This is a genomic window from Dyella sp. 2YAF14 (assembly GCF_052114725.1).
GTDB lineage: Bacteria > Pseudomonadota > Gammaproteobacteria > Xanthomonadales > Rhodanobacteraceae > Dyella.
Genome location: NZ_JBFRFH010000001.1, coordinates 59932 through 85927 on the forward strand (window position 1 = coordinate 59932; position 25996 = coordinate 85927).

The following is a 25996-nucleotide window of genomic DNA, read 5'->3' on the forward strand; positions in this document are numbered from 1 at the left end:
ACTGCGTGTGCACCGACCATGCTGCGGTGATGCCCGTGAAATGCAGAACAAAATAAAGCTCAGGCCACTGGCGAATATTCACAGCGATGGCAGCAGTGGCTGCGACATGCTCGCCCGCTTTCACGCCAGCGCGTTGTCCTCGGCCGGATCCTCCGCCGCCACGAAACCACCGGTCTGGCGCTGCCAGAGACGCGCATAGAGGCCGCCACGCATGATCAGTTCCGCATGTGTGCCGGTTTCCACGATCTCACCCTTGTCCATCACCACCAGGCGATCCATGCGCGCAATGGTGGACAGGCGGTGGGCGATGGCGATGACGGTCTTGCCGCGCATCAGCACTTCCAGACTGTCCTGGATCGCCGCTTCGGCATCCGAATCCAGTGCCGAGGTCGCTTCGTCCAGGATCAGGATCGGCGCATCTTTCAGCAGCACGCGAGCGATGGCGATGCGCTGGCGCTGGCCGCCGCTGAGCTTCACGCCGCGCTCGCCCACGTGCGCGTCGTAACCCACGCGGCCTTCGCCATCGACCAGTTGCGGAATGAATTCCTCGGCGCGCGCCTTGCGCACGGCTTCGATCACCTGCGGCTCGGTGGCATCGGGTCGGCCGTACAGCAGGTTGTCGCGTATCGGGCGATGCAGCAGCGAGGTGTCCTGCGTGACCACGCCGATCTGCGCGCGCAGGCTTTCCTGCGCCACCTGGGCGATGTCCTGGCCATCGATCAGGATGCGCCCCGCTTCAAGGTCGTACAGGCGCAACAGCACATTCACGAGAGTCGATTTGCCGGCGCCGGAGGGGCCGACCACGCCGATCTTCTCGCCACCGCGCACCTTGAGATCAAGGCCGGCGATCACGCCGCCCTTCTTGCCGTAGTGGAAGTGGATGTCTTCGAAGTGCACGGCGCCTTCAGTCACTTCCAGCGGCATGGCGCCGTCGCGGTCCTGCACGGTGCGGGGCTTGGAGATGGTCTCGATGCCGTCCTGCACGGTGCCGACGTTTTCAAAGATGCCGTTGATCACCCACATGATCCAGCCGGACATGTTGTTGATGCGGATGACCAGGCCGGTGCTCAGCGCAATCGCGCCCACGGTGACCTTGCCCTGGCTCCATAGCCATAGCGCCAGCGCCGAGGTGCCGACGATCAGAAAACCGTTCAAGGTGGTGATGGTCGCGTCCATGGCCGTGGTCAGGCGCGTCATCGCGCGCATGCGCCTGATCTGTTCGCCCATCGCATCGGCCACATAGGCCTCCTCGCGCTGCGTATGCGCAAACAACTTCAGCGTGAGGATGTTGCTGTAGCCATCGACGATGCGCCCCATCAGGCGCGAACGCGCCTCTGACTGGCGCCATGAGCGCTCCTTGGTGCGCGGCACGAAATAGCGCAGCGTGGCCACATAGGCGATGAGCCACACCACCAGCGGCACGGCGAGCCACACATCGGCCTTGGCGAACATGAAAATGGCGCTGCCGGTGTAAATCGCCACGTACCAGATCGCATCCACGATCTGCACCGCCGATTCACGCAGCGCGCCTGAGGTCTGCATGATGCGGTTGGCGATGCGACCGGCATAGTCGTTCTGGAAAAAGCCCAGGCTCTGGCGGATCACATAGCGATGGTTCTGCCAGCGGATGCGGTTGGTGAGGTTGGGCACGATGGCCTGGTTCACCAGCAGGTCGTGCGCGCCGATCAGGATCGGGCGTGCGATCAGCGCCACGAAACCCATCCACAGCAGTTCGTTGCCGTGCAGGTGGAAGAAGTCGGCGACCGGCGCACCCTTGGCCATATCCACGATGCTGCCGATGAAGCCGAACAGCGACACCTCCACCAGCGCCACGCCAAAGCCCACCACCAGCGCGGCGGCGAACACCGGCCACACCTGGCGCAGATAAAACACGTAGAAGCGCCAGACCGACGACGGCGGCATGCCGTCGACGGGTTCGCGGAACGCGTCGATCAGCGATTCGAACCAGCGGAACAGCATGGGGAGGTCGTCCTTGGGAGGCGGCGGCGCGGGAGGAGGCGCTTGATAGCACTTGGGTGAAGGCAAGTCACGGGAGTTTCAAGGCGCGGCGCCCTCCAGGCCCGCCGTGCCTTTGTGGGAGCGCACCCTGTGCGCGACTGCGGCGGCGGGTCGATCGGGGCGGCGCTCTCGCGCCGCGTTCGCGCACAGGGTGCGCTCCCACAAGGGGGGACAGGGGCGCCGTCATGGGCGCGCACTTGCATTTTTCGAAACTCACGATATATCTTAAGACTGTTACTTACGATATATCGGAGTTAGTCATGGGATTTCGTCATTTGTTCGATCGGCACCACGCGCACCATCACCACCACTGCCACGAAGGCCGCGATGCCTGGGCTCGCGAGGCCATCGGCATGGGCCGTGGCCGGGGACGCGGTCGGGGCTTCGGGGACGACGAGGGTGAAGGCGGCTGGGGTGGCATGGGTGGACGTTTCCGCGGGGGCCGCGTGTTTGGCCACGGCGACCTCAAGCTGATCCTGCTCGCCTTGATCGCCGAACAGCCGCGTCATGGCTACGAACTGATCCGCACCATCGAGGAGATGTTCGACGGCGCCTACTCGCCCAGCCCCGGCGCGGTCTATCCCACCCTCACCCTGCTCGAGGAGCTGGGTCACGCGAGCGTGGAAAACGACGGCGGCAAGAAGCTCTACACCATCACGGCCGAAGGCAAGGCGTTTCTCGCCGAAAACAAGGAAGCCGTGGACACGGTGATGTCGCGCATGGAGCAGACCGCCAAGATGTTTGCCCGCGCTGCCGCCCCGATGGCCTTGCGCGAGGCCATGCACAGCCTCAAGCGTGCGCTGTTCATGCACGGCGGCCCGTGGAACGCGGATGAAGTGAAGCGCATCGGCGACATCATCCGCAAGGCCGCGGAAGAGATCGCCAAGGGCAACAAGGATGCCTGACGCCATGTCCACTGCGCCGGCCGACGTTCATCAGCTGCTGGCGCAGGCGGGCATGCGTGCCACGCCACCGCGCCTGGCGATCTGGCGGGTGCTGCACGAGGCGAGTGACGAGCCGGATGCGGTGGAACTGATGTGTCGCGCGCAGGCGCTGGAGCCACACACCAGTCTCGGCACGGTGTATCGCTTTCTGCGCGAACTGGAGCAGCACGGGTTGGCCAGTTCGCGTGCCGTGGCGCACGAGCGAGCGCGTTGGCGACTGGGCGCATCGAGCGGATCAGTGTCGCGGCAGCCCGAAGCGATCGCTGCCGTAGCCCGGCTGGCGGCGGCGTTTGGTTATCGCCTGGTTCGCGCGACCAGCTGAAAGTCAGCGGCGCACGGTTCCTCGCCGCGACGCCAGCCGATCAGCCAGCCTCGTAGGCTCGGGCAACCGATACTTCGTACCAAACGCCAGCACCAGTTCCGGCGCAGTGGCCATGCTCACTCTATGCCCCGGCGAAATGATCAAGGGCCGGATGCGATCCTTGCTGCGCAGGACGCAGCCGATCACTTCGCCCTTGTACTCCAGCGGCTGACGGTCGCCACGGTGCGGCCCCACTTCCTCGTGCACACCCACCAAGATCGATTTCGCCACGCCGATGGTCGGCAGGCCGGTGACCACGCCCAGGTGCGCGGCGATGCCGAGTCGTCGCGGATGCGCGATGCCGTGGCCGTCGACGAACACCAGATCCGGCGATTCCGGCAGTTCCGACAAAGCTTGCAGCAAGGCAGGCAGCTCGCGAAACGAGAGCAGCCCGGGGATATAGGGCATGCGCGTCGGCTGTCGCGCGACCACTTCGGCGATCGGCGCCAGCGTCTGCGCATCGATCAACACCGCCGCCGCGCGCGTCACCGCACCGCTCTCTTCAAAGCCCACATCGACGCCGGCGACATGGCGCAGTGGCGGATAGTCGTCCACCAGCCGCACCTGCGCGGCCAGTTCGGACTGAAGCAGGCGTGCCTTGGCGACGTTTCCGTCCCAGGGCGGCATGGTGTTGGCGAGGTCGAAGGCGCTCATCAAGAGAGCGTGAATGCCCGGGCCTGAACACACCGTCAAAACATTTATTCATTGACCGGTTCAGGACCGGTCGGGATCATGCCCGCATGCCTATCCTGTCTCGTCTGCTGCTGATCCTTCTATTCGCCGTCGCTGGCGCCTCTCCCGTCTTGGCCCAGGACACCCAGAACAACGGGCAGATCCAGCAGACCGTGCTCGCCACGCCTGACCAGTTGAGCACACAGCTCGACCAGATCAAGAAGACGCTGACCGACAAGACCAAGCTCACCGACGACATCCTCACCGACGCGCGCAGCAAGACGCAGGCGATCCAGCAGCAAGCCGACCAGTTGACCACCAGCCTCGCTCCGCAGGCTGATGCGCTCAAAGCCAAGCTCGATGTGCTCGGCCCGGCGCCGGCCAAAGGCGCCCCGGCGGAAACGCCGGAAGTGGCGGCCCAGCGCAAACAACTGAGCAAGGACCAGACCGACCTCACCGGCCAGCTCACCCAGTCCAAGCTGCTCAGTCGCGAGAGCCAGCAGCTGCTCACCGAAATCGCCGCGCTGCGCCGCAACTTGTTCCAGGCGCAGATCAGCCAGCGCAGCGCATCGCCGCTGAGCATGGCGTTCTGGAGCCGCTTCGCGCAGAACCTGCCTGATGACAGCGGCAACTTCCGGCAGCTCTCACAGTCCGTGCAGGGCGCGCTCGCCCAGGCCTGGCAGCCGGGCAATCGCCTGCCCTTCATCCTGTGCCTGACTGCCGCCGTCGCGCTGCTCGCGGGTGGGCGGCGCGTCTTCGAATACAAGATGCTGGACATCGCGGCGCGTTACCTGCCGTCGGGTCATCTGCGCCGCAGCGCCATGGCGGTGGTGGTCACCGTCGGCACGACCCTGATCTATGGCATCGCCGCGTGGCTGATCTATCTGGCGGTGAACTGGAACGGCGTGTTCGACGAGGAACTGGACGAGCTGGTGCGCCCCATTGTTCGCCTGATGTTCTACGTCGCGACCATGGCGGGCCTGGGCCGTGCCCTGTTGATGGTGAAGCATCCATCCTGGCGCCTGCCGCCGATCTCCGACAACCTCGCGACCCGGCTGTGGCCCTTCCCCAGCCTGATGGCGTACAGCGCCTTGCTGCTGGGCGTGATCGAACGCGTCACCAACGACATCAGCGCCAGCCTCTCCACCGCCATGGCCGCCAATGCGCTGGCGGCCACGCTGATCGGCGGCCTGGTGGCCTATGCGCTGGTGCTGATGAGCCGCGCGCGCCGTGCCCTGCTCACCAGCGGCGCCACACCCGCAGCCCGGCCGCTGTGGGTGGGTGTGCTGGTGCTGTGCGCGTTCCTGGGCATGTTGATCACCCTGATCTCGGTGTTCACGGGCTATATCGCGCTCGCCTTCTATGTGGCGCGGCAGATGCTGCGCGCGGGTTTCTTGATCGCCGCGCTGTATGTGGTCATGCACCTGATCAACGATCTGTGCGAATCGGTGCTCTCGCCCGACTCCCGCACCGGTGTACGACTGCAGGAAAATTTCGGCATCGCGCCGGCCCGCCTCGAACAGACCGCGACCGTACTCTCCGGCGTCGGCCGCGCCTTCCTGTTGATGTTCGCCATCCCCTTGATCCTGGCGCCCTATGGTGCGGGCGCCAACGAACTGATGGATCGCGGCACGCGCATCTTCAATGGCCTCTCGCTGGGCACGCTTACCATCAATCCCACCAGCATCTTCAATGCGATGGTGGTGCTGGTGGTCGGTTACGTCGTCGTGCGCCTGATCAAGCGCTGGCTGAGCAAGCAGCTGCTGCCGAAAACGTCGCTGGATGTGGGCATGCAGATGTCCATCGTGACCTTGCTCGGTTACGTGGGCGGCATCCTGGTGTTCGTGCTGGTGCTGGGCGCGCTCAAAGTGGACGTGCAAAGCATCGCCTGGGTGGCCAGTGCGCTGTCCGTGGGTATCGGTTTTGGCCTGCAGGCGATCGTGCAGAACTTCATCTCCGGCCTGATCCTGCTGGCCGAGCGACCGGTGAAGGTCGGCGACTGGGTGAGCATCAGCGGCGTGGAAGGCGACATCAAGCGCATCAATGTGCGCGCCACCGAGATCCAGCAAGGCGATCGCTCCACCGTGATCGTGCCGAACTCGCAGCTGATCACGCAGAACGTGCGCAATGTGACGCTCGCCAATGCGCAAGGCCGCGTTCAGATCCGCCTGCCGATGCCGCTGGGCACCGATCCGAACAAGGTGCGGCAGATCATCTTCGACATCCTGCGCAATCACTCGGTGACGCTCAACACGCCGGCGCCCACCGTGCAGCTGGACAGCATCGATTCCGGTTCGATGATGTTCGTGTGCACCGCCTACGTGAACAATCCGCGCGACTCGGGCACGGTCAAGAGCGACCTGCTGTTCGAGATCCTCGATCGCCTGCGCAAGGCCGATCTGCCGCTCACCACGCCGCAGGACATGGTGGTACGCACCATGCAGCACGATCCGGCGACGGCGCCGAGTCCGTCGACCACCGTCTTTCCCGGCAAGCCATCCTGACAGCCATGCCGCATCGGCCTAAACTCCGGGCGTCACCCGGAGTCAGCCGATGGGACACCACGTCGTCGTACCTGCGCCGCCGCTCAACGCCCTGATTTCCCGCCTGTGGGATTGGGACATGCCGCCGGCTGCGCATCATTTCGAACGCGTGCTGCCGGTGCCGGGCGCGGCGCTGATCATCAACCTCCATGAGAACGAGACCCGCGTCTACAGCGACGACGCGGATCGCCGCTGCCTGCGCGCCGCCGCCTCGGTGATCGGCGGACCGTGCCTGCGCAGCCAGATCATCGACACTGCCGAACAGGTACGCGTGATGGGCGCGGTGTTCCATCCCGGTGGCGCGCATGCCTTCACCGGCGAAGACCACGAAGCGCTGGTCGGCCAGGACATCGGCCTGGAAGACATCTTCGGCCACAGCGCCCACCGCCTGCGCGAGCAGTTGCTGGACACGCCCTGCCCGCACGAGCGACTCGCTCTGCTGGAGCAATGGCTGCTCGCCCATATGCGCAAACCACAACTCGCCCCCGAGGTGTTGCATGCGCTGGACCAGATCAGCGCACGGCCGCAAGTGGCACGCATTGGTCCGCTGGTGCGCGATGTCGGGCTGTCGGAATATCGCTTTGGCCGTCTATTTCGCCGGCAGGTGGGCATGGGGCCGAAGCGCTATGCGCGACTGATGCGTTTTCGCCACGTGGTGGATGCGGTCTATCGATCGACCGCCGTGGACTGGAGCGGCGTGGCGATCGACGGCGGCTACGGCGACCAGGCGCATTTGGTGCACGAGTTCCGCGACTTTGCCGGCATGACGCCAACGGCATTCATGGCGGCACGCGGACCGTATCCCAATCACCTGCCCCTGGACTGAAGGCGGTATCCGCTACCATCACGGCGGATTGATGCCTCTCTTCATCTCGCCCGTGGCATGATCGGCCATCCCCTCCGAGTCCCCGCCATGTCTGCCGACCTGTTCTCGCCTGCTCCCGCGCAGGGCCTTGCATCGCGTATCCGCGTCGGCATCGGCGGCTGGAACTTCGCCCCGTGGCGCAACAACTTCTATCCCACCGGCCTGGTGCAGCGCCGTGAACTGGAATACGCCAGCCGCCATCTGCGCGCCATCGAGATCAACGGCACGTATTACGGCGCGCAAAAGCCCACGACGTACGCCAAGTGGGCGGCTGAAACGCCGGCAGGTTTCGTGTTCTCGCTGAAGGCGCCGCGCTACGTCACCGAAGGCAAGCGACTGGCCGATGCCGGTCGCGGTATCGATGGCTTCGTATTTGGCGGCCTGGCCGAGTTCGGCGATCGCCTGGGACCGGTGCTGTGGCAGCTCAGGCCGACGCGCCCGTTCGATGCCAACGACCTGGCCGCCTTCCTCGATCTGTTACCGCGCGAACTCAATGGCCAGCCGATGCGCCATGTGCTGGAGGTGCGCCACCCCAGTTTTCTCGACGAGCGCTACGTGGAACTGGCGCGTTCGTATCGCATCCCTACCGTATTCACCGATTCGCCGGAGCATCCGTCGCTGGCCGACCTGACCGGCGACTTCGCCTATGCGCGGCTGATGCGCAGCGAAGCGCAGCTGGAGACGGGCTATCCATCGGGCGACCTGGATATCTGGACCACGCGCGCACGTGCCTGGGCCGAGGGCCACGACCTGCCGGATCTGCCGCACGTGTCGGCGCCCTTGAAAGCTCAGGCGCCGCGCGATGTATTCATCTACTTCATCAGCAGCGCGAAGGAACGCAATCCCGCCGCGGCCATGTCGCTGCAGCGGCGGGTGGACAAAAAGGGCTGATGCCCGCGTGCCTGGGCACGCCGAAGGATCTACACTCGCGCCACTCTGACCAGGCGTTTCGTGATGCGCGCACTCAAACCATTGCTTCTGCTGGTCGTGCTGGCCGTGGCGGCGCTGCTGTGGGGTCGCCACACCTCGGAACCCGCGCCCCCCGGCAGCGTGGCGTCGCAAAGCGCGGCCGCGCCAGGCGCCGCACCGACGCGCAGCGACTCGCTGCCTTCGTTCCTGCCGCCGGAAGCGGCCGACATCCTGCGGCGCATCGCCAACGGCGGTCCGTACGAGCATCGCCAGGACGGCGTGGTGTTCCAGAATCGCGAAGGGCGCCTGCCGGCCAGGCCCCAGGGGTATTACCACGAGTACACGGTGGACACGCCGGGACTCGATTACCGCGGCGCGCGGCGCATCATCACCGGCGGCACGCCGCCGCAGACCTACTACTACACCGACGACCACTACCGTACGTTCCGCCAGTTCGAGGTATCCCGATGAGCGCGCAATTTGATCTCGATTTCGGCGATGCCGAAGACGGCGGCATCTTCTTCGTCACCAGCGAGGATCTGGAGCCCCTGGCCGAAGCGGCCGGCATGCAGGGTCTGCGCGTATGCCGCATCAGCCTGGCTGACTACACCGATCACGAGGCGCTGTTCGATCGCCTGACCCGGGCGCTGCAGCTGCCCGCCGACTTTGGCCGCAACTGGGATGCACTGGCCGACAGCATGCGCGACCTGTCCTGGCTCAAGGCCAGCGGCTATATCCTGCTGTTCGACCACGCCGAACAGATGCGCAGCCGCAACGAGGACGACTTCGACACCTTGCTGGATATTCTCGAGGAAGCGGTCGACTACTGGCAGGACGCCGGCGCCCCGTTCTTCGTGTTCTTCGCGCTGCCCGAAAGCGCTTTCGACGATACCGACGACTGAGTAAGCACATCACCATGCAAGACATCGATTTCGACCTGGACCGCGACTACGTGGAACTCAACCAACTGCTGAAGCTGGTCGGCCTGTGCGACAGCGGCGGCGCGGGCAAGGCCATCGTGGCGTCGGGCGTGGTCTATGTGGACGGCCAGCAGGAGCTGCGCAAGACCTGCAAGATCCACGCGGGCCAGGTGGTGCAGCTGGAAGACTTCGTCATCCACGTGAACGCGCTGGACTGATCACGCCTCCGGCATCGGCAGCGCGGCGAGCCTGGCATCGAGCAGCGACGATGCCGGCAGGCGGATGCCAAATTGCTCCGCGATCACTCGCTTGATCTCGTCCGTCGTCTGCAGCGTGCGGCGTACCGATTCGTGCCCCAGGGCATGCACGGCGAACTCGCGGTTGCGCAGGGCGAGCCGGCGATCGGCGAGGGTGCGCGCCACGATGAGATTGTGCCGGAACAGCGACGAGGGATAAGTCGAGGTGAAGTGGTTGCCGACCACATAATCGATCGGCTCCGCGGGCTGCAGGCGAAACCGGTACAGCGTGCGCCACTGTTCGCCCACCCGTGCCTGCATGCGCCACTGCACGCCGTCGGTGATGAGCCGGAACGGCTCCAGCGAGGTGGGTTGCGCCTCATCGACCACCAGGCGCAGCGCGCCGCCCAGCGCCATGCTGCCGAAGCCCACATCGGCCAGCCAGCTCTCGCCCTCCACTTCCACACGCAACAACATATGCGTTTGCGGGCTCTCGGCATCCTCTGGCTGGTTCCACAGCACGCGGGCGATCAGCCCGGTGACATCGAAGCCCACCGCCTTCAGCACGGCGGTGAACAACGCATTCTGTTCAAAGCAGTAGCCGCCGCGCTGGCCGTTCACCAGCTTGTCTTCGATCGCCGCCAGCTCCAGCGACACCGGCGCGTCCAGCAGCGGATCGAGATTCTCGAACGGGATGGCCGCGATATGCGCCGTAGCGAGCGCGCGCAGGGTCGCTACATCTGCCCTGGGCTCGCCGACAAACCCGATGCGTTGCAGGTAGCCCTCGAGATCAAGCTGGTGCGGCATGGCGGCCTCCATGGCGAGAAAGCCGCACGATAACACCGCCTTGGCGAGGCCTTTGCACCCGGCCGGACGCAAGCTGTCAGGATGCAGGTAACCGGAAGCGACCCGGCGGCGAATAAGGAAGCAAGGCCCGCGATCCTACGGGCATGCCGTCCCCCTCCTCGATGGAGCGTTCGTTCATGAGCATCCGCCGATTCAAGCTGTTCCCCACCCTCGCTGGGCTAGTTCTGATGGCAGGCCTCGGCGCCTGCACGCTGGCCGCCGCCGGCGACAACACCGTGATTCCCGACCCGGCGGTCGATGCCGCGCCCGCCCAGGGCGATCAGGTGGCCGTGTTGGCCGGCGGCTGTTTCTGGGGCCTGCAGGCCGTGTTCGAGCACGTCAAAGGCGTGAAGAAAGTGTGGGCCGGTTATTCCGGCGGCGCCGCCAATACCGCCGACTACGATCGCGTGAGCGACGGCGACACCGGCCACGCCGAGTCCGTGAAGATCGTCTACGACCCCAGCAAGGTCAGCTATGGCCAGTTGCTGAAGGTGTACTTCTCGGTGGCCACCGATCCGACCCAGCTCAATCGCCAGGGCCCGGACGTGGGCACGCAGTATCGTTCGGCGATCTTCTATGGCAACGACGACCAAAAGCGCGTTGCCACCGCGTACATCGCCCAGCTGAGCGCCGCGCATGCCTATGCCGATCCCATCGTGACGCAGGTGGTGCCGCTGAAGGGTTTCTATGTCGCCGAGTCCTATCACCAGGACTATGCGAAGCGTCATCCGAACGAACCGTACATCGTGTTCAACGATGCACCGAAGGTCACGCATCTTCAGCAACAGTTTCCGACGCTTTATCAGCCTGACCGCGAAATAGTCAGCGTCACGCTGCACTGACGATCAGCCAGCCTCGGGCGGCACCAGGCGCAGGTGGGAATTGCCCTGGCGCCGGCCGGGGCTGAGCAACTGGGCGATCACATCGGGTTCGACCGGACGCGAATACAGGAAGCCCTGCCCTTCGGTGCATCCGGCACGCAGCAGGAAGCGATGTTGTTCTTCGGTTTCGATGCCTTCGGCGATCGGGCTGATATCCAGACGGCGGCACAACGTCAGCATGGACTCGACGATGGCGCCATCGCTGACGTCGTCAGGCAGGCCGGCGACGAAGCTCTGGTCGATCTTCAGATAATCGATGGCGCGCAGTTTCAGATAGCTCATCGACGAATAGCCCGTACCGAAATCGTCGATCGCCACGCCCACACCCAACGAGTGCAACGCGTGCAGGGTGCGCTCCATCTCCTCGCCCAGGCGAAGAATGGCGCCTTCGGTGATCTCCAGCATCAGCCGCTCGGGCGCGAGGCGGCGCGCTTCAAGGAGCATGCGGATTTCGTCGACGAAGTTGGCCTGTCCAAACCAGTTCGCCGACACATTCACCGCCATGCGCAAGGGCGGCAGTCCGGCCTTGTCCCACGCGGACATCTGCTCGCAGGCAGCCTGCAGCACCCATTGGTCGATGCGCCGGATCAGGCCGAGCTTCTCCGCCATCGGGATGAATTCGCCCGGCGCGATGAGCCCGCGCTGCGGGTGATACCAGCGCAACAGCGCCTCGACCGCCACGATGCGGCCTGTGCGCATTTCCACCGTGGGCTGGTACATCAGGCGGAACTCGTTCTCCGACAGCGCCTTGCGCAGTTCCGAGGCCAGCGCGATACGGCGCCGTGCGTCGGCCTGCATGCGCGGCGAGTAGAAGCGGAACGCATTGCGCTCCTCGGTCTTGGCCGCGTACATGGCGGCATCGGCATTGGTGATCAGGGTGGGCACGTCGGTGCCGTCGAGCGGGAAGCAGGCAATGCCGATACTGGCGCTGAGCGCAAGCTCGTAGTCGCCCACCGCAAACGGCGTCGACAGCACCGTCAGCAGGCGACCCGCCAGCGCGCTCGCCTGCTCGCGCGAATGCAGGTCCGACAGCAGTACGGTGAACTCATCGCCGCCGATGCGGCCCGCCACGCCGCGATCGCCCAGCTCATAGACGATGCGCTCGGCCACCTTCACCAGCAGGTGATCGCCGATGGCATGGGTGTAGCTGTCGTTGACCGCCTTGAACGCATCCAGGTCGATGAACACGACGGCCGCCATGCCACGCTCCCGCTCGGCAGTCGTCACCGCCTGCACGCAGCGACGCTCGAACTCGGCCCGGTTGGGCAGGCCGGTGAGCGTGTCGTGCGCGGCCATGTATTGCAGGCGCTGCTCGTTCGCCTTGGCGGTGCTGATGTTGTTGATGACTGCCACGTAATGCTGCACCTCGCCTTCCGGGTTGCGGATGGCGCTGATGCTGAGCAGCTCGGGATAGCTGGTGCCATCCATGCGGCGGCTGCGTACCTCGCCGACCCAGTTGCCCTCGGCCTCGATCACGTCCCACACCGAGTTGGGCAGCGGCGAACCGTCGGCCAGGCAGCGCAGGTCGTCGAAACGCAGCCCCTGCAGGGCCTGCACGGTGAAGCCGGTCATGCGGATATGCGCGGCGTTGACGCGCGTCACGCGCCGATCCGCCTCGGCGATGATCACGCCCTCGGCAATGCTGGCCAGCGCCTCCGACGCGATGCGTCGCTGCTGCTCCAGGTTCACCCGTTCGGTGATATCGCGCAGGATCGATTGGCGAACGCTCTGCGCCCCCCAGTGGGTCACGCTGCTGCGCATCTCCACCGGGCGCAATTCGCCGTCCGCCATGCGCAGCTCGCCGGTGATGGCGCCATCGGCGCGGTGCAGCAGCGGCGTAAAGAACGTGGACAGGGCTTCGCCGGTGAGCTTGTCCTCGTCACGACCGGTCCATTGCAAGGCCGTGCGGTTCGCCTCCAGGATGCGGCCGCTTTCTTCGTCCACCATCAGGATGGCATCGGCGGCGCTGTTGAACAGCATGCTGTAGCGCTCCTCGGTGCCGCGGATCCGCGACAGGATGCGCTGGGCCATGCGCAGCCACAGCAAGGAGGCGATGCACGCGGTGAGGAACACCGCCGCGAACAGCACCTTGCCGAGCCAGATCGCGCCCTGCGCCACTTCCAGCGAGAAACCGTTGGTGAGCGGCTCCAGATCGTTGTTGAGCCCGTTGATCCGATCGAGCTGCCACTGCAGCCATGCCGGCTCGGGCTGGCCGCGCGCATAGGCTTCGCTCAATTCCTTGGCCACGCCATCGAGCTGGCCCAGCGGACCATCGGCGGCACGCCATAGCGAAACGGCTTCGTGCATGTGCTGCACATCGGTGCAGCAGCGCAGCATGAAGATCATACCGGGCTCGGCCTGCGGCAGGATCTTGCCGCGCTGGAACGCATCGTGGATGAGCTTGCGGTCGTAATGGCCCGAGGCGATCGCGTCGCGCGCCCAGCCATCGGACGTCAATAGTCCGTAGTTTCGGCGAAAGGCCGCCAGCCGGGCCGCATCGCCGGACTGGGCATAACCGAGCAGGTCCACCACCGCCTGCTTCTGCGCCTTGCTCCAGACACTCTCGCCGTTGAGGAAACCGGCGAGAGTGACCTGGACCTGGAGGGCTCCCCAGGTAAGCATGAGAATCAGGCCGATGACGGCCACCAGCCCATAGGCCAATGGCCTCAAGCGCCGGGACAGCGGTCTTGGAGAGGTGCTACGGATCAAATCCATGGCGTCCTTTTACACGACCACTCCATAAAGCTACATCTCGTCCCGTCACGCTGTCGACGACGAGATCCCCGTTATGCCGCTTGCTCTGCCACTTCGTTCATCGTGTGCTGCACCAGACAACGCTCCAGACCGTAGTGCAGACTCACGTAGCTACGCTCGATGCATTCGCGCAGATGCTCCACTTCCTCCTCTGCGGGCTGGCTGCCCATCAGGGTGCAAACGATCTCCAGCGCCTCCCACGGATGAGTATCGTCATAAGCGGCGTGTAGCTGAAGCCAACGCAGGGTGGACTTGCGACCGGCAGCCGGCAGGCTGTTGGCGTAGGCCACGCTGTCGAACACCTTCTGGGACCACTCGCCGGTGACGCCTTCGATGGCGTAGTTGGTGGCGGCGATGCCGGCGGCCAGCGTGTCGCGGGCACAGACGTCATGGCACCACTCCGCGGCAGTCTGGGTGCCGCGCGGCGGCATGCCGTCGAGCACCTCCTCACGCGACACACCCGAGCCCTCGGCCCAATCCAGCCAGTACTCGGCATGGTTCTGCTCCACGCGGATGTTGCGGACCAGCCAGCGTCGAGCCATGTTGTCGCCGGCACTGCGTCCATAACGCGTCTTGAGCAGGCTCAATGCCATGAAGCCCGGGAAGCGCTCGATCAGCGACCAGGTGCCGACCATGAAGTTGCGCACGGTAGCCAAGTCGATACTACCTTCGCTCATCATGTCCCACATCACGTGGTCGCGGACGCTCCGGCGGGCGGGTTCGCAGGCTTCGATCATTTCGCGCGCCCATTTGGGGTAGCTCGACAGTTCGGTCAGCGAGCCGGTGCGTACAGTGTTGGTGTTCATGCAGTTTCTCCAGTCGTCAATCAAGGAAACCGCCGGACCCTGCCCGGCGGCCCGACACAAGCCGTGCCGGACCACCAGTGTGGTCACGCCTCGAATGGCTTGCGAACGCCCGTTGCGAAGCAACCTGGAAAAACCTGCGCAAGTGATTGACTAAAAGAGGAAAAGCGAAAATAAGCCAGCTGGCTGCCGACCCGGAACTGGCGGAAAACTGACGTCGGAATTCCGGCGCACGCCAAGTCTTTGACGCTAAAGCGGGAGCCATGAGCAGCACGACCCGATAGACACGCGCACACAAACGTGGCCCGCCATTGGGCGGGCCGCGGCATCAAGCGCCGTTCCGTTAGTGCGAACCCAATACGCCGGACAAGACCATCAACAGGCCTGCGATCGACACCGCCCACACCAGGGTGCGCAGATAGGGAATGCCGGCCGCATAGATCGGCAGGTAGACCACGCGCGCCCAGAAGTAGATCTCGGCGCCAAGCGCGGTCGTGCCACTCGCGCATTGCCCCACCACGACCACCAGCACGGCGGCCGCGAAGAACGCAAAGGTCTCGAGGAAATTGCGGCTGGCGCGGCTGGCCCGATCGGCGACGCCGGTCAGCGGGGCTTCGCCGGAGCGATTGCCGGCATTCCAGGCCATGCCTCGCTGCATGGTGGCCAGCGTCACCGCAAACACCACATAGACCAGGCCCAACACAATCGACCACGCCAACATCTTCAGTTCGACCGGCATGTCGCCACTCCTCGTTGGATGTGGCGACATGATGCGCCCGGGCGCGGCCCTGCACCACCGGTGGGCGTCTTATGGATGTACCGAGGACGCCACGCTACGCGCGATATCGGCGAACAGCGCGGCGCGCTGCTGATCGCTGGCCGACGAGTCCATCAGAAACGCGGCCACCAGCACAGTGTGCCCATCGGGCCAGCGGATGATGCCGATATCGTTGAATGCAGCCGTGCGCTTGCCCAGCGCGCCGGACGTGCCGGTCTTGTCGGCAAAAGTCAGGCCTGCCGGCAAACCCGCGCGCAGGCGGTTCGGGATGGTTTGCGCTTCCATCAGCGCGAGCAGGCGCTGGGTCGATACCGGCGACAGCAGCTCGCCCTGGACCAACTTTCCAAGGAACGCGATCGCCGCATGCGGCGTGCTGCGATTGCGCGGGTCGGCGAGAAAGGCCTGATAGCCCGACTGGTAGCGCAGGTCCGCGGCCGCACTGCTTTCGTGCGCCGGCGCCTGTTCGCCCGGACGCAGACCGTGGAACACCTGCGCGATGTCTGCCTCGTCCACGTCCACGCGCATGCCATCGATGCCGTGCGCATGCAAATACGTCGTCACCACGACAGCACCACCGACGGCGCGGATCAAGGCATTCACGGCCGTGTTGTCGCTTTCGGTCACCGCGGCTTTCAACAGCTGCTCGATGGTGAAGCTCATGCGCTCGCCGTGGAAGTGTGCGCCGATGGACGGTATCGCCGAGCCGCCCATCACCTGATCGCGCGTGACCGTCACTGTCTGCTGCAAGGACAGCGATCCATCGTCAATCCGCGACAGCACCGCAGCGGCGACCGGCGCCTTGAACACGCTCATCATCGGGAATGCGCGATCCGCGTCGACGCCGGTGGTAGCGCCCGACTTCAAATCGAGCACGGCCACGCCCAACGTGCCCGGTTGCGCGCGCTGCGCCAAGGCATCCAATGCGTGTTGGAGCGCCTCGTTGGTTGAGGCTGACGGTTGTGGGCTGGCCGCGGGCGAGACGCCCGAGACAGCCGAGCATGCGATCGCGAACATCGCCGTGCACCATGCACGGCGGGCAGTCGAAAAAGCCATGGAGAGTCCTTTCGAGTGGGGTGACCCGGGCACTTTCTCAGCCGACTATGGCAAATCTCGGGCGCTCACCTGTCCTTGGCGCGACAGCAGTGCCCTGCGCCGTCCGCAAGGCACCGCGATTCGATCAGATCATCGGCAGGTTGAGGCCTTGCTCTTTCGCGCACTCGATGGCGATCTCATAACCCGCATCGGCATGACGCATCACGCCGGTGCCCGGGTCATTCCACAGCACGCGCGCAAGGCGCTGGTCGGCCGCTTCGCTGCCATCACATACGATCACCACGCCCGAATGCTGCGAGTAACCCATGCCCACGCCGCCCCCATGGTGCAGCGACACCCAGGTCGCGCCGCCGGCGACATTGAGCATCGCGTTCAGCAGCGGCCAATCGCTCACCGCATCCGAACCGTCGCGCATCGCTTCGGTCTCGCGATTGGGGCTGGCCACCGAACCCGAATCCAGATGATCGCGGCCAATCACCACCGGCGCCTTCAGCTCGCCATTGCGCACCATCTCGTTGAACGCGAGGCCCAGCTTGTGGCGCACGCCCAGACCCACCCAGCAGATGCGCGCCGGCAGGCCCTGGAAATTGATGCGTTCCTTCGCCATGTCCAGCCAGCGATGCAGGTGCGGATCATCGGGGATCAGCTCCTTCACCTTCTGGTCGGTCTTGTAGATGTCTTCCGGATCGCCCGACAGCGCCACCCAGCGGAACGGGCCCACGCCACGGCAGAACAGCGGACGCACGAAGGCCGGCACGAAACCCGGGAACGCGAACGCATCCGCGCAGCCTTCGTCCTTCGCCATCTGGCGGATGTTGTTGCCGTAATCGAACGTCGGTACGCCCTGCTGGTGAAACGCGAGCATCGCTTCCACGTGCGTCTTCATCGACTGCTTGGCCGCCTTGGACGTGCCGGCCGGATCGCTCTTGCGGCGCTCGAACCACTGCTCGACCGTCCAGCCCTGCGGCAGGTAACCATTGACCGGATCGTGCGCGCTGGTCTGGTCGGTGACGGCGTCCGGACGCACGCCGCGGCGCACGAGTTCCGGCAGCACATCGGCGGCGTTGCCAAGCAGCGCGATCGACTTTGCTTCACCGGCCGCGGTGTATTTCGCGATGCGCGCGAGCGCGTCGTCCAGATCGGTTGCCTGCTCGTCGACGTAACGCGTCTTCAGGCGGAAATCGATGCGGCTCTGCTGGCATTCGATGTTGAGCGAGCACGCACCAGCCAGCGATGCAGCCAGCGGTTGCGCGCCGCCCATGCCGCCCAGACCCGCGGTGAGGATCCACTTGCCCTTGAGGCTGCCGCCGTAGTGCTGGCGACCCATTTCCACAAAGGTCTCGTAAGTGCCCTGCACGATGCCTTGCGAGCCGATATAGATCCACGAGCCGGCCGTCATCTGGCCGTACATCATCAAGCCCTTCTTATCGAGCTCGTTGAAGTGCTCCCAGTTCGCCCACGCCGGCACCAGGTTGGAATTGGCGAGCAGGACGCGCGGCGCATCCGGATGGCTGGGAAACACGCCGACCGGCTTGCCGGACTGGATCAGCAGCGTCTCGTTGTCGTTGAGCTCGCGCAGGGCGCGCAGGATTGCGTCGAAGCATTCCCAGTTGCGCGCCGCCCGCCCGATGCCGCCGTAAACCACCAGTTCCGCCGGATTTTCCGCCACTTCCGGATCGAGGTTGTTCTGCAGCATGCGGAACGGCGCCTCGGTCAGCCAGCTCTTGCAACTCAACTCGGTGCCGCGCGGCGCGCGGATGGTACGGGTGGTGTCGATGCGGGTGGGAGCGTTCATGGGAAGCGTCACAGCCAGGGGAAAGTGCCATTGTGACGAGGCTGGCCGGCGCCCGCAAACCGCATTGCGGCAAAGTCCCGCCCATCCACCTTTCGGCACTTTCGCGACGCGCAAGGCGAAATCATGCTTGCCGCACTCCCCCCCTGAGGTTGCGCCCATGCAGCGTTTCCTGATTCTGGCCGTGCTGGGTGTGGCCGCGTTCGTTGGTCATGCGCAGGCTGCTGAAACATCGCGTTGCGCGGTGTGGCAACGAGAACTCTCGTTCGCCGCGTCAGTGGATCGGCACGACGAGAAGGCGTTTGCCGAGCATATCGACAGCGATGCCGTCTTCGCGGCGAACACTGCCCATCCGCAGCGCGGCCGGGCGGCGATCGTCAAGCAGTGGAAGACGTTGCTCGAAGGCAAGAGCATGCGCGTGCGCTGGTACCCCGCCTGGGTGGTGCAGGCAGGCGATCCATCGACCGTGCTGTCGAGCGGACCGGCCCTGCTGGAAAACCTCGCGCCGAACGCGAATCCGCGCTACACGCTGATCGCATTCAGCACGGTATGGCATCGCGGCAATGACGGCGTATGGCGCGTGATGTTCGACGGCGGCGACGAAGGACGCGCAGCGAGCGCCCAGGACGTGGCGAATTTCGAGTCAGGGCGCCGTGCGGAGTGCGCGCCCGATCTCGTGTCGCTTGCCATCGTCCGCTGAGCACCCCGCACCTTTCATTGCAATGATGCGTGGTGGGGTGATGGCGCCGATTTCGCGGAAGCCTTGGCGGCGCCGTCCTGCAGTGCCTGCTCTGCCCTCATTCGCAACAGCGCGCGATGCATCTCGGGCGTGGTATCGAAGTGGGCCGCGAAATAGTCCGCGGTATCCTTCAAGCCCTTCCTTGGCTGGCGCATCTGAATCTCGGCGCGCAACCACCAACCATAAGGCTCGCTGGGCGCTGCCTGCACCAAACGCTCGTCCAGCGCCCAGGCCTTGTCCCAGTCATGCGTCTGGTTCATATAGAGGTTTGCCAGTGCGGCAACTGCCTGCCTATGGTTTGGCGACAAAGCGAGCGTGGCCAGATAGTCCTGCTCGGCATGCGGATAGTCGTTCAACATCTCATAGGCGTTGCCGCGCGCAACCACATAGTCGGCATTGCCGGGCTCCTCACGCATCAGCTGGCTGGCCTGCGCGACCGCCCATGCTGATTCATCGAATTCGTTGAGGTTGTATACCCGACGCGCGCGGGCGCTGCGGTCTTCGGGATAGAAGCGCAAATCCTCGGAGAAATACACGGTCGACAGATCCAGGTGGTTGCATGCCTCGGCGGACTCGGCGGCCGTGGACAGCTGCGAGGCTACGGCAACCTGGTCGAATACGAGACGGAACTGCTCGAACCGGCCCGGTACGTTGCAGTCATCGCCATCGAGATCCACTTCCTCCGCAACCGCCTTTTCCGGCAGCAGCATAAGCAAGGGATTGTCGGATGCATGCTTCAGCGCCGCCTGCCCGTTCTGCTTCATCTGCTGGATCGAGCCGCCCCAGCGGGGTTGCAGGGCGCGCATCATTTCGCTGTAGATCGCAAAGTTTGCCGGATCGGTGTGCAAGCCGGCATCGGCCGCGTTTCTTACATAGGCCGAGCCCAGGCTGAGTTGCCCTGCGTCGATCATGGCGACGTACGCAGGCGTCATGCGCGGATCGAGTGATACGGCATGGCGCAGGTCCGCATCCGCGAGCGCCAGCAAGCGTTCCATCGCGTCGATGTTGCTGCGCGGCGTGTCCTGTATGTATTCCTTTCCGCGTGCATGCCACGCCATGGCGACGTAGGAGACGCCACTGGCGGTGTATGCAAACGCACTGTGCGGGGACGCCTGCTTCCAGTGTTCCAGCAGGGGACGCAAATCAAGGTCGCTGCGGTTGAACCAAGTTTCGAACGCATGATCCATCACGCCTGCCACGTCCGGCTTGTGCAACTTGTCGTCGAGCATCCCCGCCAATCGCCGGTCCAGCTCGACGTACTGGCCCTGCTCAAGCAGTGCATGTACCTGTTCAAACGACATCGACGGATACGTTCGATAGCGGCAATACGCCGCGACGGCGGCCGGCGACCAATGGCTGCCGGGTGGATCCGGATATGCGAGACAGCGCTGCAGCGGATCGGTGATCGCTTCGGCACGTTTGGCGCCGGCGAGGAATCTGTAGACGCTGTTGCGGTCGAACACATGCGCATTGGCTCTGTTCGGCAGAGCCACGGTCGGCGCCAGCTTGGGCGCGGGCCGATTGATGCGAGCGACCATTGCATGCTGCCAGCTCGCAGCCATTGCCCAGACGCCGCCGCCAACGGCCAAACCGAGTCCGGCCGCCGCGGCGAGCCACCACTTGTTTCCGACGTTCATTCCCTGGCCCCCCAGTGATTGCGCAAAACCCTAACATTGACGCCCATGTTCGCCAATCACGGGGCGGCCGTGCAGGCTGAACCTCCCGGCATTGATGTCCGAAAACGGCCAGTTTGAGCCTGCCCCCGGTGCTAATCTCGCCGCATGGCCCCCCAGACCGCCCCCTTGCCCGACGACCGCACCTGCGAGCAGGCGCGCCTCAGCCGCGATGCACGCTTCGACGGACTGTTCTTCACCGCCGTCACCAGCACACGCATCTACTGCCGCCCGGTATGCCCTGCCCCGTCGCCGAAACCACAGAACGTGCGCTATTACGCGAGTGCCGCGGCGGCGGAAGCGGCCGGGTTTCGTCCATGCCTGCGTTGCCGGCCCGAACTGTCGCCTGGCAATGACGCGTGGCAACGCGGCGACCACGTCATTGCACGCACGTTGAAACTGATGGACAGCGGCGCGTTCGACGAATTATCCGTGGATGCGATGGCTGAGCGCGTTGGCGTCGGCGCGCGACAGCTGCGCCGGCTGTTCGTGGAACGTCTTGGTGCGCCGCCGATCAGCGTCCATACGACGCGACGCCTGTTGTTCGCCAAGCAGCTGCTCACTGAAACGACGATGCCTGTCACGGAAGTCGCGCTCGCATCCGGCTTCGGCAGCCTGCGCCGTTTCAATGCGGCGTTCCTGCAAGCGAACCGCATGGCGCCACGCGACTTGCGTCGCCACCCCGGCGCGGCGACCGGCGATGCGATCACGCTGCGGCTCGCGTATCGGCCGCCTTATGACTTCGAAGCGATCCTCGCGTTCCTGCGCGGACGCGCGCTGCCCGGCGTGGAGCACGTAGACGAGCACAGCTACGCGCGTGTATTCGGTACGCCTGAGGCACCGGGCTGGCTGCGCCTGAGCGCATGGCCCGGCCACGATCATGCGCTGCGACTGCAACTGCACTGCCCGCAGCCGGCGCAGATGCTCGGCGTGGTGAACAAGCTGCGTCGCATGTTCGACCTCGACGCGAGCCCGCAATCGATCAGCGATGCACTGAAGGAAAGTCCGGTGCTGCGACCGCTGCTGCGCAAGCGCCCGGGTTTGCGCCTGCCCGGCGGCTGGGACGGCTTTGAAATCGCGGTGCGCGCGATCCTCGGGCAACAAGTTAGCGTGGCCGCCGCGCGTACCCTGGCGACGCGCATCGTGCAGCACTTCGGTACGCCGGTTGTGTCGCCGGTGGCCGAACTGCAACGCTTGTTCCCGGGCCCGGCATTGTTGGTCGATGCAGATCTCCGCTCGATTGGCCTCACCACTGCCCGTGCGGCGACGGTGCGCGGCGTCGCACAGGCGCTGCTGGACGGGCGCATCGATTTTCGCAGCGAGCAGCCGCTGGAAGAATTCGTCGAACGCTGGGTCGCGCTGCCAGGCATCGGCGAATGGACTGCGCATTACATGGCGATGCGCGCGCTCAGCCACCCGGATGCCTTCCCTGCGGCCGATCTTATTCTTCGTCGCGTGGCCGCCGGTGACGGTCCTGAATTGTCGACGAAAGCGCTGACCTCGCTCGCCGAGGGCTGGCGACCGTGGCGCGCCTATTCCGTCATGCATTTGTGGCGCAGCGCCAGCGACGCTGCTGCATCGAGCAAGAAGGTGGCCTGATGAACGAGATGATCTGGCACGACGAGATGGACACGCCGATCGGCCTGTTGCGTTTGGTCGCGGACGAAGCGGGCTTGCGCGAGATCTGGTTTTCCACCGGCCGCCATCAACGCGCGCCGAACCCGGCCTGGATACGCGCACGCGAACCACTCGCCCAGGCAAGACAGCAGCTCGAAGAATACTTCGCCGGCGTACGACAGCAATTCGATCTAAAACTGCATCCCCTCGGCACGCCGTTCCAGCAGGAGGTGTGGTGGGAGCTGGCGCGCATTCCTTACGGCGCCACCATCAGCTACGGCGAACTCGCGCGTCGCATCCAGCATCCGCAGGCCGTGCGCGCCGTGGGCGCTGCGAACGGACGCAATCCGTTGCCGATCGTGCTGCCCTGTCATCGCGTGATCGGTGCGAACGGCAGCCTCACGGGGTTCGGTGGCGGCCTGCCGACCAAGCAGTTTCTGTTGTCGATGGAAAGCCGCATTGCCGAAGGCGACCTGTTCGGCGCCCAGTTGCATCTCGCGGCACACTAGGTGCCGCGCAGGCACCCTATCGATCAGCGCTCGTTCGCCGCCGGCGGCGGCGTCAACGCGTTCTGGTAGGAATCGAGCTGATGCGGCCGATGCGATAGATGATACGTATCCGTCGTGGACGGCGCCGGCGTCGGCTTGGTCTTGCTGGCCTTAGGCGCGGGCGTGGCATTCGCATCAACATGCGATGCTTTCGTATTCGCCTGCGATGCCGGCTTGTACGCCGACATTGCCGCGGGCGCGGCAACGGTGGAAGCACTCGCAGGCGCACCACCCGTTTCCGGATGCGCCGCTGCCATACCGGCCCAGCACGAGCAAGTGACGAAAGTTGCGCAAAGAAAAAGACGTGTAATGGTCATACGCCTGGGCGATCATACGGACTTTGTACCCATGATAAGTCCTTGCGCATGAAGATCCTGTTTCGCCCGCTGCTCTGTGCGCTAGTCGCGCTCGGAGCAGCTTGTGCCACGCCTCACCCGCAACCGGTTTCCACGCCAGCGCCGCAGCCTGCTGTCGCAGCAAAGCCCGCTCCCGTGCCCGCACCGCTGCTGCTGATCTCGATCGACGGTTATCGCACCGATTACATCGAACGCGGACTGAGCCCCACGCTTGCATCGCTGGCCAAGCAAGGCGTGCGCGCCACCGACGGCATGCAGCCGTCGTTTCCGTCGCTGACGTTTCCCAATCACTACACCATCGTCACCGGCCTGCGCCCGGATCACCACGGCATCGTCAACAACACGATGACTGATCCGGTGCTCGGAAAATTTTCGCTGGGCAATCGCGATGCGGTCAGCAATGGCCAGTGGTGGGCTCAGGGCACGCCGCTGTGGGAAACCGCGCAACAGCACGGCATGAAGACGGCCACCATGTTCTGGCCGGGTTCCGAAGCGGATATCCACGGCGCCCATCCGAATTTCTGGAAGCCGTACGACGGCAATGTCACGCCCGACCAGCGCGTGGACCAGGTGCTGGCGTGGCTGGATCTTCCCGCCGGCGAGCGCCCGACCTTCCTCACGTTGTACTTCGATGAGGTGGATCACGCCGGCCATCATTTCGGACCCGATTCGCCGCAGGTCAACGAGGCGATCGCGCATACCGATGCGGCGCTGGATCGTCTCGTCAAAGGCCTGCAGCAACGGGGCCTGCTCGATCGCATCAACATGATCATCGTGGCCGACCACGGCATGGCGAGTTCTCCGAAGGCCAACGTCGTGGTGATCGACAAACTCATCCCGCTCAAGCAGGTGGAGCTGGTGAGCGTGGGCGTGCTGGCCGGTTTCAACCCCAGGCCGGGGTTCGACTTCGCCAAGATTGAAGCCAGGATGGAGCAGCCCCAGCAGCATATGACGTGCTGGGACAAGACGCGCGTACCCGAGCGCCTCGCCTATGGCAGCAATGCGCGTGTGCCGCAGCTGCTGTGCCTGGCCGATGTCGGCTGGCGTATCTCGACCCGCGAGTACCTGGCGAAGAAGAAAGAGCCCATGCGCGGCGACCACGGTTACGACAACGCCGCGCCGCAGATGCAGGCGCTGTTCGTGGCGCATGGCCCGGCCTTCCGCGCAGGCGCCGAGATCCCGTCGTTTCCGAACGTGGATGTCTATCCGCTGATGACCCATCTGCTCGACCTGCCGGCCGCCGCCAGCGATGGCGACTACGACGCGGTGAAGGGCATGCTCAAGCCGGACGCGCAGTAAGCCGGCAACTCACGCTGCGGAGGCGTGCAACGCGCTTCCGCAGCCTCACTGGGGAATCGGCGGTTCCGTTTCCGGTCGGGACGGACTGACCAGCGGCGGCAGCCGATACAGGCGCCACGCAATCAACAGTCCGGCGACGACCAGCGCGCCGACAAACACCGCCACGCCGTTCCAGCCGTGCGATGCGTAGAACAGGCCACCGCTGGCGCCAGCCAGACTGGAACCCATGTAATAGGAAAACAGATAAAGCGACGAGGCCTGCGCCTTGTTGTCGCCGGCGCGACGCCCCACCCAGCTGCTGGCGATGGAATGCCCGCCGAAAAAGCCAAACGTCACTGCGACGATGCCCAGCACGATCAACCACAGTGGCCGCGTGGCCGTGAGCGCCAGCCCCACGAGCATCAGCGCGAAGGCCGTCCACAACACCTTGCGTCGCCCGAGCTTGCCGGCGAGATGTCCCATCCAGGCCGAGCTGAAGGTGCCGATCAGATACACGCTGAAGATCGCGCCCACCACTGCCTGGTTTAGCCCATAGGGTGGCGCCAGCAAGCGGTAGCCGATGTAGTTGTACAGCGTGACAAAGGCGCCCAGCAGCAGGAAGCCTTCGGCAAATAGCCACGGCAGGCCGGCGTCGCGAAAGGTCGAGGCGAAGCGCCCCATCAGCGCGCCCAGGTGAAACGGACGACGCACGTGATGACGCGACGGCGGCAGACTGCGCCAGAACACCACGCCGGCGATCAAGCCGATCACGCCGACCGTGGCCACACCCACGCGCCACCCGAAGAACTCAGCCAGCACGCCTGCCACCAGTCGTCCGCCCATGCCGCCAATGGCATTGCCGCTGATGTACAAGCCCATGCCCAGGCCGATCGATTCGGTGTGCATTTCTTCGCTGAGATATGTCATCGCCACCGCAGGCAATCCACTGAGGGTCAATCCCAGCAGCGCACGCAGTATCAGCAACATGTGCCAGTCGGGCACCAGCGCGGTCAGCACCACCAACACGGACGAGGACAGCAGCGAGGCCGTCATGATGGTCTTGCGGCCCCGGGCATCGGACAGGCCGCCGGCAAACAGCATGGCGAAGGCCAGCACGCCCGTGGTCAGTGAAAGAGAGAGCGCCGCGGCAGCCGCGCTGACGCCATAGTCCTTGCTGAATTCGGGCATCAGTGGCTGGGTGCAATACAACAGCCCGAAGGTGGCCAGGCCGGCGGCAAACAGCGCCAGATTGGTCCGTCGAAACGCCGGTGTGCCGTGGCGGATAAAGTCGTGCGACTCAAGTTCGTCGGCCCCGGGCCGATGATCTGCCTGAGTGACCGGTTTCACACTTTCCCGCCTTGCCATGCCACCACCGCCAACGACTGCCGAGGTGATAAGCATAAGACTTG

The 25996-nt window shown here is 65.0% G+C and carries 24 protein-coding genes; 13 read left to right on the forward strand and 11 right to left on the reverse strand.

Annotated features, from left to right (window positions below; genetic code table 11):
• Nucleotides 1-120: 120 nt before the first annotated feature.
• The gene (locus AB4Y82_RS00305; RefSeq protein WP_441603577.1) at nt 121-1977 is read right to left on the reverse strand and encodes an ABC transporter ATP-binding protein; all 1857 of its coding nucleotides are present in this window, start codon (nt 1975-1977) and stop codon (nt 121-123) included.
• A gap of 302 nt (nt 1978-2279) precedes the next feature.
• Between AB4Y82_RS00305 and AB4Y82_RS00310 the strand changes: the two genes are divergently transcribed.
• Nucleotides 2280-2924 carry a PadR family transcriptional regulator gene (locus AB4Y82_RS00310; protein WP_441603418.1) on the forward strand — a complete coding sequence of 215 codons (645 nt, stop codon included), beginning with the start codon at nt 2280-2282 and terminating at the stop codon, nt 2922-2924.
• A gap of 4 nt (nt 2925-2928) precedes the next feature.
• Nucleotides 2929-3285, forward strand: a complete 357-nt coding sequence (locus AB4Y82_RS00315; protein ID WP_441603419.1) for a Fur family transcriptional regulator — start codon at nt 2929-2931, stop codon at nt 3283-3285.
• 3 nt (nt 3286-3288) lie between these two features.
• Here AB4Y82_RS00315 and nfi read toward each other — a convergent pair whose 3' ends face one another.
• Nucleotides 3289-3978, reverse strand: a complete 690-nt coding sequence (gene nfi, locus AB4Y82_RS00320) for a deoxyribonuclease V (protein WP_441603420.1) — start codon at nt 3976-3978, stop codon at nt 3289-3291.
• An 86-nt stretch (nt 3979-4064) separates the two neighbouring features.
• On the opposite strand from nfi, the gene AB4Y82_RS00325 reads away from it, so the two are divergent.
• The 6 genes from AB4Y82_RS00325 to AB4Y82_RS00350 all read left to right on the forward strand — a co-directional run bounded on the left by AB4Y82_RS00325 (nt 4065) and on the right by AB4Y82_RS00350 (nt 9451).
• Entirely contained in the window at nt 4065-6500 is a 2436-nt protein-coding gene (locus tag AB4Y82_RS00325; RefSeq protein ID WP_441603421.1) for a DUF3772 domain-containing protein, read from the forward strand.
• Between the two features lie 49 nt (nt 6501-6549).
• Complete coding sequence (locus AB4Y82_RS00330) at nt 6550-7365, forward strand: helix-turn-helix domain-containing protein (RefSeq protein ID WP_441603422.1); 816 nt, start codon at nt 6550-6552, stop codon at nt 7363-7365.
• A gap of 87 nt (nt 7366-7452) precedes the next feature.
• A complete protein-coding gene (locus AB4Y82_RS00335) occupies nt 7453-8295 on the forward strand; it encodes a DUF72 domain-containing protein (RefSeq protein ID WP_441603423.1) in 843 nt (280 codons plus the stop codon).
• A 63-nt stretch (nt 8296-8358) separates the two neighbouring features.
• A complete protein-coding gene (locus AB4Y82_RS00340) occupies nt 8359-8784 on the forward strand; it encodes a ribonuclease domain-containing protein (protein ID WP_441611062.1) in 426 nt (141 codons plus the stop codon).
• Nucleotides 8781-9215 (forward strand): barstar family protein, encoded by a 435-nt coding sequence (locus tag AB4Y82_RS00345; RefSeq protein ID WP_441603425.1) that lies wholly within the window; start codon nt 8781-8783, stop codon nt 9213-9215. The genes AB4Y82_RS00340 and AB4Y82_RS00345 overlap by 4 nt, the downstream gene beginning before the upstream one ends.
• A 14-nt stretch (nt 9216-9229) precedes the next feature.
• The gene (locus tag AB4Y82_RS00350) at nt 9230-9451 is read left to right on the forward strand and encodes an RNA-binding S4 domain-containing protein (protein WP_441603426.1); all 222 of its coding nucleotides are present in this window, start codon (nt 9230-9232) and stop codon (nt 9449-9451) included.
• Here AB4Y82_RS00350 and AB4Y82_RS00355 read toward each other — a convergent pair whose 3' ends face one another.
• Nucleotides 9452-10276, reverse strand: a complete 825-nt coding sequence (locus AB4Y82_RS00355; protein ID WP_441603427.1) for an arylamine N-acetyltransferase family protein — start codon at nt 10274-10276, stop codon at nt 9452-9454. It lies immediately after the preceding gene.
• Nucleotides 10277-10452: 176 nt separating this feature from the next.
• Here AB4Y82_RS00355 and msrA point away from each other — a divergent pair, with 176 nt between their 5' ends.
• Nucleotides 10453-11157: a peptide-methionine (S)-S-oxide reductase MsrA gene (msrA, locus tag AB4Y82_RS00360; protein WP_441603428.1), complete on the forward strand. Its 705-nt coding sequence runs from the start codon at nt 10453-10455 to the stop codon at nt 11155-11157.
• A gap of 3 nt (nt 11158-11160) precedes the next feature.
• Here msrA and AB4Y82_RS00365 read toward each other — a convergent pair whose 3' ends face one another.
• The 5 genes from AB4Y82_RS00365 to hutU form a co-directional block, all read right to left on the reverse strand.
• Nucleotides 11161-13911 (reverse strand): putative bifunctional diguanylate cyclase/phosphodiesterase, encoded by a 2751-nt coding sequence (locus AB4Y82_RS00365; RefSeq protein ID WP_441603429.1) that lies wholly within the window; start codon nt 13909-13911, stop codon nt 11161-11163.
• Between the two features lie 71 nt (nt 13912-13982).
• The gene (locus tag AB4Y82_RS00370) at nt 13983-14756 is read right to left on the reverse strand and encodes a TenA family transcriptional regulator (protein ID WP_441603430.1); all 774 of its coding nucleotides are present in this window, start codon (nt 14754-14756) and stop codon (nt 13983-13985) included.
• Nucleotides 14757-15096: 340 nt separating this feature from the next.
• Nucleotides 15097-15492 carry an MAPEG family protein gene (locus AB4Y82_RS00375; protein WP_441603431.1) on the reverse strand — a complete coding sequence of 132 codons (396 nt, stop codon included), beginning with the start codon at nt 15490-15492 and terminating at the stop codon, nt 15097-15099.
• Nucleotides 15493-15561: 69 nt separating this feature from the next.
• The gene (gene bla, locus AB4Y82_RS00380) at nt 15562-16584 is read right to left on the reverse strand and encodes a class A beta-lactamase (RefSeq protein WP_441603432.1); all 1023 of its coding nucleotides are present in this window, start codon (nt 16582-16584) and stop codon (nt 15562-15564) included.
• 124 nt (nt 16585-16708) lie between these two features.
• Nucleotides 16709-18379, reverse strand: a complete 1671-nt coding sequence (gene hutU / locus AB4Y82_RS00385; RefSeq protein WP_441603433.1) for a urocanate hydratase — start codon at nt 18377-18379, stop codon at nt 16709-16711.
• 157 nt (nt 18380-18536) lie between these two features.
• On the opposite strand from hutU, the gene AB4Y82_RS00390 reads away from it, so the two are divergent.
• Nucleotides 18537-19076 carry a YybH family protein gene (locus AB4Y82_RS00390; protein ID WP_441603434.1) on the forward strand — a complete coding sequence of 180 codons (540 nt, stop codon included), beginning with the start codon at nt 18537-18539 and terminating at the stop codon, nt 19074-19076.
• A 14-nt stretch (nt 19077-19090) separates the two neighbouring features.
• Here the strand turns inward: AB4Y82_RS00390 and AB4Y82_RS00395 are convergent, their stop codons facing one another.
• Complete coding sequence (locus AB4Y82_RS00395; protein WP_441603435.1) at nt 19091-20752, reverse strand: tetratricopeptide repeat protein; 1662 nt, start codon at nt 20750-20752, stop codon at nt 19091-19093.
• Between the two features lie 144 nt (nt 20753-20896).
• Between AB4Y82_RS00395 and AB4Y82_RS00400 the strand changes: the two genes are divergently transcribed.
• Complete coding sequence (locus AB4Y82_RS00400) at nt 20897-22387, forward strand: AlkA N-terminal domain-containing protein (RefSeq protein ID WP_441603436.1); 1491 nt, start codon at nt 20897-20899, stop codon at nt 22385-22387.
• A complete protein-coding gene (locus AB4Y82_RS00405; RefSeq protein WP_441603437.1) occupies nt 22387-22914 on the forward strand; it encodes a methylated-DNA--[protein]-cysteine S-methyltransferase in 528 nt (175 codons plus the stop codon). The genes AB4Y82_RS00400 and AB4Y82_RS00405 overlap by 1 nt, the downstream gene beginning before the upstream one ends.
• Before the next feature lie 23 nt (nt 22915-22937).
• On the opposite strand, the gene AB4Y82_RS00410 is transcribed toward AB4Y82_RS00405, so the two are convergent.
• Nucleotides 22938-23210 (reverse strand): hypothetical protein, encoded by a 273-nt coding sequence (locus AB4Y82_RS00410; RefSeq protein ID WP_441603438.1) that lies wholly within the window; start codon nt 23208-23210, stop codon nt 22938-22940.
• A gap of 108 nt (nt 23211-23318) precedes the next feature.
• On the opposite strand from AB4Y82_RS00410, the gene AB4Y82_RS00415 reads away from it, so the two are divergent.
• Nucleotides 23319-24608 carry an alkaline phosphatase family protein gene (locus tag AB4Y82_RS00415; protein ID WP_441603578.1) on the forward strand — a complete coding sequence of 430 codons (1290 nt, stop codon included), beginning with the start codon at nt 23319-23321 and terminating at the stop codon, nt 24606-24608.
• A gap of 45 nt (nt 24609-24653) precedes the next feature.
• Here the strand turns inward: AB4Y82_RS00415 and AB4Y82_RS00420 are convergent, their stop codons facing one another.
• A complete protein-coding gene (locus AB4Y82_RS00420; protein WP_441603579.1) occupies nt 24654-25871 on the reverse strand; it encodes an MFS transporter in 1218 nt (405 codons plus the stop codon).
• Between the last annotated feature and the right edge of the window lie 125 nt (nt 25872-25996).

What these genes read in the sequence shown, in the direction of transcription:
- AB4Y82_RS00405 (WP_441603437.1), top strand. Translation starts at nt 22,387, where the DNA reads ATGAACGAGATGATCTGGCACGACGAGATGGACACGCCGATCGGCCTG.
- msrA (WP_441603428.1), top strand. Translation starts at nt 10,453, where the DNA reads ATGAGCATCCGCCGATTCAAGCTGTTCCCCACCCTCGCTGGGCTAGTT.
- hutU (WP_441603433.1), bottom strand. Translation starts at nt 18,379, where the DNA reads ATGAACGCTCCCACCCGCATCGACACCACCCGTACCATCCGCGCGCCG.
- bla (WP_441603432.1), bottom strand. Translation starts at nt 16,584, where the DNA reads ATGGCTTTTTCGACTGCCCGCCGTGCATGGTGCACGGCGATGTTCGCG.
- nfi (WP_441603420.1), bottom strand. Translation starts at nt 3,978, where the DNA reads ATGAGCGCCTTCGACCTCGCCAACACCATGCCGCCCTGGGACGGAAAC.
- AB4Y82_RS00340 (WP_441611062.1), top strand. Translation starts at nt 8,359, where the DNA reads ATGCGCGCACTCAAACCATTGCTTCTGCTGGTCGTGCTGGCCGTGGCG.
- AB4Y82_RS00370 (WP_441603430.1), bottom strand. Translation starts at nt 14,756, where the DNA reads ATGAACACCAACACTGTACGCACCGGCTCGCTGACCGAACTGTCGAGC.
- AB4Y82_RS00325 (WP_441603421.1), top strand. Translation starts at nt 4,065, where the DNA reads ATGCCTATCCTGTCTCGTCTGCTGCTGATCCTTCTATTCGCCGTCGCT.
- AB4Y82_RS00350 (WP_441603426.1), top strand. Translation starts at nt 9,230, where the DNA reads ATGCAAGACATCGATTTCGACCTGGACCGCGACTACGTGGAACTCAAC.
- AB4Y82_RS00375 (WP_441603431.1), bottom strand. Translation starts at nt 15,492, where the DNA reads ATGCCGGTCGAACTGAAGATGTTGGCGTGGTCGATTGTGTTGGGCCTG.
- AB4Y82_RS00415 (WP_441603578.1), top strand. Translation starts at nt 23,319, where the DNA reads ATGAAGATCCTGTTTCGCCCGCTGCTCTGTGCGCTAGTCGCGCTCGGA.
- AB4Y82_RS00315 (WP_441603419.1), top strand. Translation starts at nt 2,929, where the DNA reads ATGTCCACTGCGCCGGCCGACGTTCATCAGCTGCTGGCGCAGGCGGGC.
- AB4Y82_RS00365 (WP_441603429.1), bottom strand. Translation starts at nt 13,911, where the DNA reads ATGGATTTGATCCGTAGCACCTCTCCAAGACCGCTGTCCCGGCGCTTG.
- AB4Y82_RS00310 (WP_441603418.1), top strand. Translation starts at nt 2,280, where the DNA reads ATGGGATTTCGTCATTTGTTCGATCGGCACCACGCGCACCATCACCAC.
- AB4Y82_RS00330 (WP_441603422.1), top strand. Translation starts at nt 6,550, where the DNA reads ATGGGACACCACGTCGTCGTACCTGCGCCGCCGCTCAACGCCCTGATT.
- AB4Y82_RS00410 (WP_441603438.1), bottom strand. Translation starts at nt 23,210, where the DNA reads ATGGCAGCGGCGCATCCGGAAACGGGTGGTGCGCCTGCGAGTGCTTCC.
- AB4Y82_RS00390 (WP_441603434.1), top strand. Translation starts at nt 18,537, where the DNA reads ATGCAGCGTTTCCTGATTCTGGCCGTGCTGGGTGTGGCCGCGTTCGTT.
- AB4Y82_RS00335 (WP_441603423.1), top strand. Translation starts at nt 7,453, where the DNA reads ATGTCTGCCGACCTGTTCTCGCCTGCTCCCGCGCAGGGCCTTGCATCG.
- AB4Y82_RS00395 (WP_441603435.1), bottom strand. Translation starts at nt 20,752, where the DNA reads ATGAACGTCGGAAACAAGTGGTGGCTCGCCGCGGCGGCCGGACTCGGT.
- AB4Y82_RS00400 (WP_441603436.1), top strand. Translation starts at nt 20,897, where the DNA reads ATGGCCCCCCAGACCGCCCCCTTGCCCGACGACCGCACCTGCGAGCAG.
- AB4Y82_RS00345 (WP_441603425.1), top strand. Translation starts at nt 8,781, where the DNA reads ATGAGCGCGCAATTTGATCTCGATTTCGGCGATGCCGAAGACGGCGGC.
- AB4Y82_RS00355 (WP_441603427.1), bottom strand. Translation starts at nt 10,276, where the DNA reads ATGCCGCACCAGCTTGATCTCGAGGGCTACCTGCAACGCATCGGGTTT.